At 45.8% G+C, this 4,849-nt stretch carries 5 protein-coding genes; 1 reads left to right on the top strand and 4 read right to left on the bottom strand.

Annotation, left to right across the window (positions count from 1 at the left end; all coding sequences use genetic code 11):
• Positions 1-109: 109 nt before the first annotated feature.
• The 4 genes from JCM17207_RS07880 to JCM17207_RS07895 all read right to left on the bottom strand — a co-directional run bounded on the left by JCM17207_RS07880 (position 110) and on the right by JCM17207_RS07895 (position 4,153).
• The gene (locus tag JCM17207_RS07880) at positions 110-1,261 is read right to left on the bottom strand and encodes a helix-turn-helix domain-containing protein (protein WP_238317062.1); all 1,152 of its coding nucleotides are present in this window, start codon (positions 1,259-1,261) and stop codon (positions 110-112) included.
• Between the two features lie 344 nt (positions 1,262-1,605).
• Positions 1,606-1,845: a helix-turn-helix domain-containing protein gene (locus JCM17207_RS07885; RefSeq protein ID WP_238317063.1), complete on the bottom strand. Its 240-nt coding sequence runs from the start codon at positions 1,843-1,845 to the stop codon at positions 1,606-1,608.
• Entirely contained in the window at positions 1,842-2,276 is a 435-nt protein-coding gene (locus JCM17207_RS07890) for an RNA polymerase sigma factor (protein WP_238317064.1), read from the bottom strand. Before JCM17207_RS07890 ends, JCM17207_RS07885 begins: the two co-directional genes overlap by 4 nt.
• A gap of 506 nt (positions 2,277-2,782) precedes the next feature.
• Positions 2,783-4,153 carry an MATE family efflux transporter gene (locus tag JCM17207_RS07895; protein WP_238317065.1) on the bottom strand — a complete coding sequence of 457 codons (1,371 nt, stop codon included), beginning with the start codon at positions 4,151-4,153 and terminating at the stop codon, positions 2,783-2,785.
• A 490-nt stretch (positions 4,154-4,643) separates the two neighbouring features.
• On the opposite strand from JCM17207_RS07895, the gene JCM17207_RS07900 reads away from it, so the two are divergent.
• On the top strand, positions 4,644-4,849 hold a 206-nt coding region (locus JCM17207_RS07900; protein WP_238315732.1), incomplete at its 3' end, for a helix-turn-helix domain-containing protein.

The raw sequence follows: 4,849 nt of genomic DNA on the forward strand, positions 1-4,849 counted from the left end.
TTCCTTTCATCTTCATCCTTTCTACTGGGTTGTTTGGTCACTGTTCAGTATAAAGGATTTGAAAGGTTTTGGGTAATGGCTTTTTCTTTTGACCCGGATTTGGTGATTTCTATTGAGCCCCAAATGGTTTTTTCAGCTGAACGCTAACATTTTCTTCAAGGGTTTTCAGCCGCTTTATGATATTTTGGAAATGAACATCGTCTTTCAACGGTTCAAAGGTCTTGCAGTTTATAATGGACTCTACCGCGCTTTTCTTAATCGTCATCTCATTGCGCGGCATATCGCTCCCCATTGTGAGCGTGTTTTCCAGCCAGCCATCTAAAAGGTCAAAGTATTCATTTCCGTGAAAACTCAAGGGATAGATATTGCTGGTTGCCAGTTTTGTATATCGTTCCAGCAGTTCCAACGCTTTTTCAGAGTTTCCCAGTTTCATATACCCTTGTGCAAGCGTGAAATACAGCGGAAGTATAATCCCTGGGTGCAGTTTCTCCAAGTCAAAAGCCTCTATAATTGCATAGGATTTTCTTGCCGTTTCTTCAAAGACTTCTTTGCGCTCCAAACACAGCCCCAGATAGATGGATAGTAGATTGATAAGCACAACGGTATGTTGGAAAATGCCAACTTGTAAAATACTCTTGGCCTCTTTTTTATTACCCAAAAAGTGGTAGGCAGAAGCCAGCAAGGGTTCTGTGGATGTCATAGAAAAATCTGGCTCGCCCAAAAGATTTAATACTTCTGATGGATTGCCCAAGGTTAATTGGCATAGTGCTTCCATATTGAGAGCCTGTTTTGCCAGATCCACATTGTCTGTTTCGGACTTTACCCGTTCAAATAACCTGCTGGCATCCTCTAACATTTCTTTTGCCGTAGCCTTATTCTCAACCAATGGGCTATAGTTTACATACAAGCTCCCAATCTGATACAAAAGAGGAAAACAGGAGAAATACTTTTTCGTAATTTCCTGGCATTGCTCCCGTACCTTTTCTATCGGCTGCGTAGAAAAGTCGGTTGCTAATTTTCGACATAGGACTCGAATCTGCTCCTTTGTCATTTGTGGCTCATAGCCAATCAGTTCATCAACACTGATATTAAAATAGGTGGCAAGCTGCGGTAACAAAGTAATATCAGGATATGTCATTCCTGTTTCCCATTTTGAAACAGCGGCTTTAGATACTCCCATATATGCGGCCAATTCGTCTTGAGTAATCCCACGTTTATGGCGATTTTCAACCAGAATACGGCCAAGATTGATTTCTTTCATTATCCCTACCTCCTGATAATAGTATAGGAAACTGGAATCCAAAAAACAATGGAGCATATTTTAACTTCATGGGAAAAAGTCAACCAATAGGAAACAAGCAATTAGATGTATTGTACCTCATATCAAAAGCAGCCACAAGCAAAGTTATTTTGGCACAAAAGTCCCTCCTGTCTACGCATTTAGGCCGATAAAACCCCGCCATAGCAAGGCTTTTCTGGCATGGTCGGCGGGCAGGCGGGACAGATTATCCAATCCCCGCCAGAACACACTTCTAAATGCGTAGAAAACAACCCATGAGAAAGCGCCGGACGCGGCGGCCTGCTGGCCCTGCGCCCGGCGTTTTCTCATAGGCTGTCCTTTAGGATGGCCCGGATCAGCTTGTTTTGTAAACGGTGTTTCATGTACTCGTCCACCCGCACATGAGGTGTACCGTCAAGCTCATAGAGCGTCCGGGTACACAGCTTATTCATGTAGCCGTCATAGTACCGTAAGATGCGCTCCATTGCCAGCGGATCACCGGCGCGGGCGTCAGCAAATACAGACAGGGGCAGAAGCACCCTGCCGTGGAATGTGGGCTGCTTCATGTCTGTTTCCTCCCTCCGTCGTCCTCCAATCTCTGCCGCAAATCGTTCAAAGTCTTTGTGCGGTGGCGCTGGACGGCACTGCGGGACAGCCCTACAAGGCCGCCGATTTCGCCGTCCGTCATAGCCGCGACACAGTGCAGAATTAAAATCTGCTGCTCCTGTTCCGGCAAGGTGGAAAAGGCTCCGGCCACCAGCTCGTCCCGGATATGTAGGTCATAGCCAAAGGCCGAGAACACAAAGCTGTCGCTGGGGTATTCGTCCAGCGTACAGAGCTTGTCCATTTCCGCCTGCGGCAAGGTGTCCAGCGACTTTTCCCGGTCACGGCGGCGGGCCAGCTCCGACAGGTAGTTGATGGCCTCGTTGCGGAGAACGGTTTTGCAGAAAGCGTCCAGCCGGTTCCGTTCCACATAATCAAAGGTGTATTCGTTCATCTTCTCACCCCCGATCTGCGGGAGAGTGAGAAGATAAAGCTGCTTATGCCACTCCTTTCATTGGCAGCAACATGGCGGCCCCGGCCCGCACCAAAGAACCGCAGGAAACAACAAATTTCGCCCGGCAGGTCGCAGACCCACCGAGCGAAAGCAGAAGCGATATGCAGTTGATTTACATGGTATAATACATATTCATGGCCGCTTGTCCCCGCTGCCGGGGACGGGCTTTTTTTGACGGTTTATACCCCGTCGGAATTTGTCGAAACGCTCTTTGCTTCATGGCGGCTCCCTCCGTGGGCCGCCGATCCCGCCAGTGTCAGGGCGTCATTCCGTATGAGGGCATAGAGAACGGCGGCCTTGATTTATTCAAAGCCGCCGTAATGTAATCAGGCATGGGAAAAGAGCTGCTGCACGACGGCTTTTTTTCTTTTGCCGTCGTCCGGCAGATGAAAAGTTATATTTTGATGTATTATGGCATTTTTATGCGGTTATGACATTATCCACATTCAAATTTTGCTTTTCTTTTGAATAAGTGTTTTTCGCTCCCAGCCCTTATTTTGAAAATAGAGAAATCCTACAATAGCGGGCAAGATTGGAGAAAGGGCCTGTCCATAATAAATACCCGGAAAGCCCATATTTAGTGTAAATGCAAGAAGCCAGCTCACCGGCAGACGTACAATTACCGCATCCAGCAGCGCATTGACCATAGCGATATTTGCAGCACCTACCCCAATCGCAAAAGAGTCCAACGTATACATGGCAGCGTAAATTAGGCTGTTGACACCGCAGCAAACCCGCAGATAATACACTCCGTCATTGATTACTTCTGCACTGGTACTGCCAAAAAGCAGGATCAGTTGTTCGGCAAAAACCTGAACGCCGATTACAACAACGAGGGTTACAGAAATATTCAGTAGCAAGCCGATTTTAACTACTTTCCGCGCTCGTTTTATCTCTCCGGCACCCATGCACTGACCTACCATCGCTGTAACCGCTTGTCCGATAGCCCAACAGGGCATACCGGCAAAGGTATTGATCTGCAATCCGACACCAGAAGCAGCAGATACAGAAGTACCAAATTGATTTAGCATACCTGTTACAAGCAGATAGGCCGTGTTTACTACTACCATTTGAATTGCGGTAGGCAGCCCAACTTTAAGGATGGAAACCAGTTTATCCATCTGCAATGTAAATTTCTTGTGAACATCAGCAGAGAAAAATACTTTGTGCTTTCTTAAATAGAAAATAGAAATCACAAAAGAAATTCCCTGTGCTGTGATAGTGGCATAAGCAGCCCCGGCCGTTCCCATTCCAAAAGGGCCTACCAGTAAAATGTCCAAAACAATATTGATGATCGTGGCGATCCCTACGAAATAAAGGGGAGATTTGGAGTCACCTAAGCCTTTGAGTACAGAACACACAGCGTTATATCCAAAGACAAATATTGTTCCCCAGCAAATGATCTTCATGTAATCGCAAGCATCTTGATATGCGTCTGCCGGAACATTTAATACCCGAAAAAGCGACTGGTAAAATGTCAAACCGATAACAGTTACAAGCAGAGCAGACACAAAAGAAAGTATAGCCAGCGTTTGGAAAGTTTCAGCTTGTCCTTTTTTATCATTCGCTCCTTTGTATTGGGCAATCAAGACAGCTCCGCCCATTGTCATACCAATACAAATGGAGTTAATAATATAGCATAGCTTCGATGCGTTATTGATGGCTGCCAGTCCCGTATCACCTACAATTTGTCCGACTACCAGCATATCCACTACGTTGTAGAATGATTGCAGGATATTTGCCAGAAGCAGCGGGAACGCAAAAGCAGCCAATTTCTTTGGTACGCTCCCGCTTAATAGATTTTGTTCTTCGGTCATATCAATTCCCCTTTCAAAAAAAGAGGACACACAAAACCGTGCGCCCTCTGCATAATTGCCCTAAAATGGGCATAACAAAAGGCCACAAACAAAACATTGTCTGTGGCCTAAACAGTCAAACTCTTATTGTTGATCCGTTAAAAGGGTATAAAACCAAAGGCAGCCTATATCTGCCTCGACCTCCCCGTTTATAGATCAGCTTTCCGAAAAGGCTCCGCACAATGTTTCGTGGTATAAACTTGTTTGGAGCCGAAATCAATGCCAACTTTTCCGAACAACATCATGCTCACCTCTTTCTAAATAATACACTTTAATTGTAAGCATTTTGGCTTTCTTTGTCAAGTCGGAGAAATGGATTAATCTATTTTGACTATCTGAAAGCATACCGTCGTATAACATACAAATATGAATTATAAAGTTTAAGCAGCCTGCATATAACAACATTCCATTGGGCAAATATGAATTATACAATGTAAATGGGTGATGCTATATGGCGAAAGTAGAAGATTGCCCCGGCTTTGAAACTTTCGGCGCGGATGTAAAGGCTGCGCGGAAAGCCCGGCGTCTGGCGCGTAAGGCGCTGGCGGAAATGGTAGGTATTGAGTGGCGGTATCTCGCCAACATTGAGAATAAAGGGACGATCCCCAGCCTCCCGGTCGTGATCCAGCTTATCAAGACCTGCGGGCTTCCTGTGGA

The organism is Faecalibacterium gallinarum (assembly GCF_022180365.1).
Classification (GTDB): Bacteria; Bacillota; Clostridia; order Oscillospirales; family Ruminococcaceae; genus Faecalibacterium; species Faecalibacterium gallinarum.

Bases quoted from the DNA above. Each gene is read 5' to 3' on its own strand.
- JCM17207_RS07880 (WP_238317062.1), bottom strand. From the start codon at position 1,261: ATGAAAGAAATCAATCTTGGCCGTATTCTGGTTGAAAATCGCCATAAA.
- JCM17207_RS07885 (WP_238317063.1), bottom strand. From the start codon at position 1,845: ATGAAGCAGCCCACATTCCACGGCAGGGTGCTTCTGCCCCTGTCTGTA.
- JCM17207_RS07890 (WP_238317064.1), bottom strand. From the start codon at position 2,276: ATGAACGAATACACCTTTGATTATGTGGAACGGAACCGGCTGGACGCT.
- JCM17207_RS07895 (WP_238317065.1), bottom strand. From the start codon at position 4,153: ATGACCGAAGAACAAAATCTATTAAGCGGGAGCGTACCAAAGAAATTG.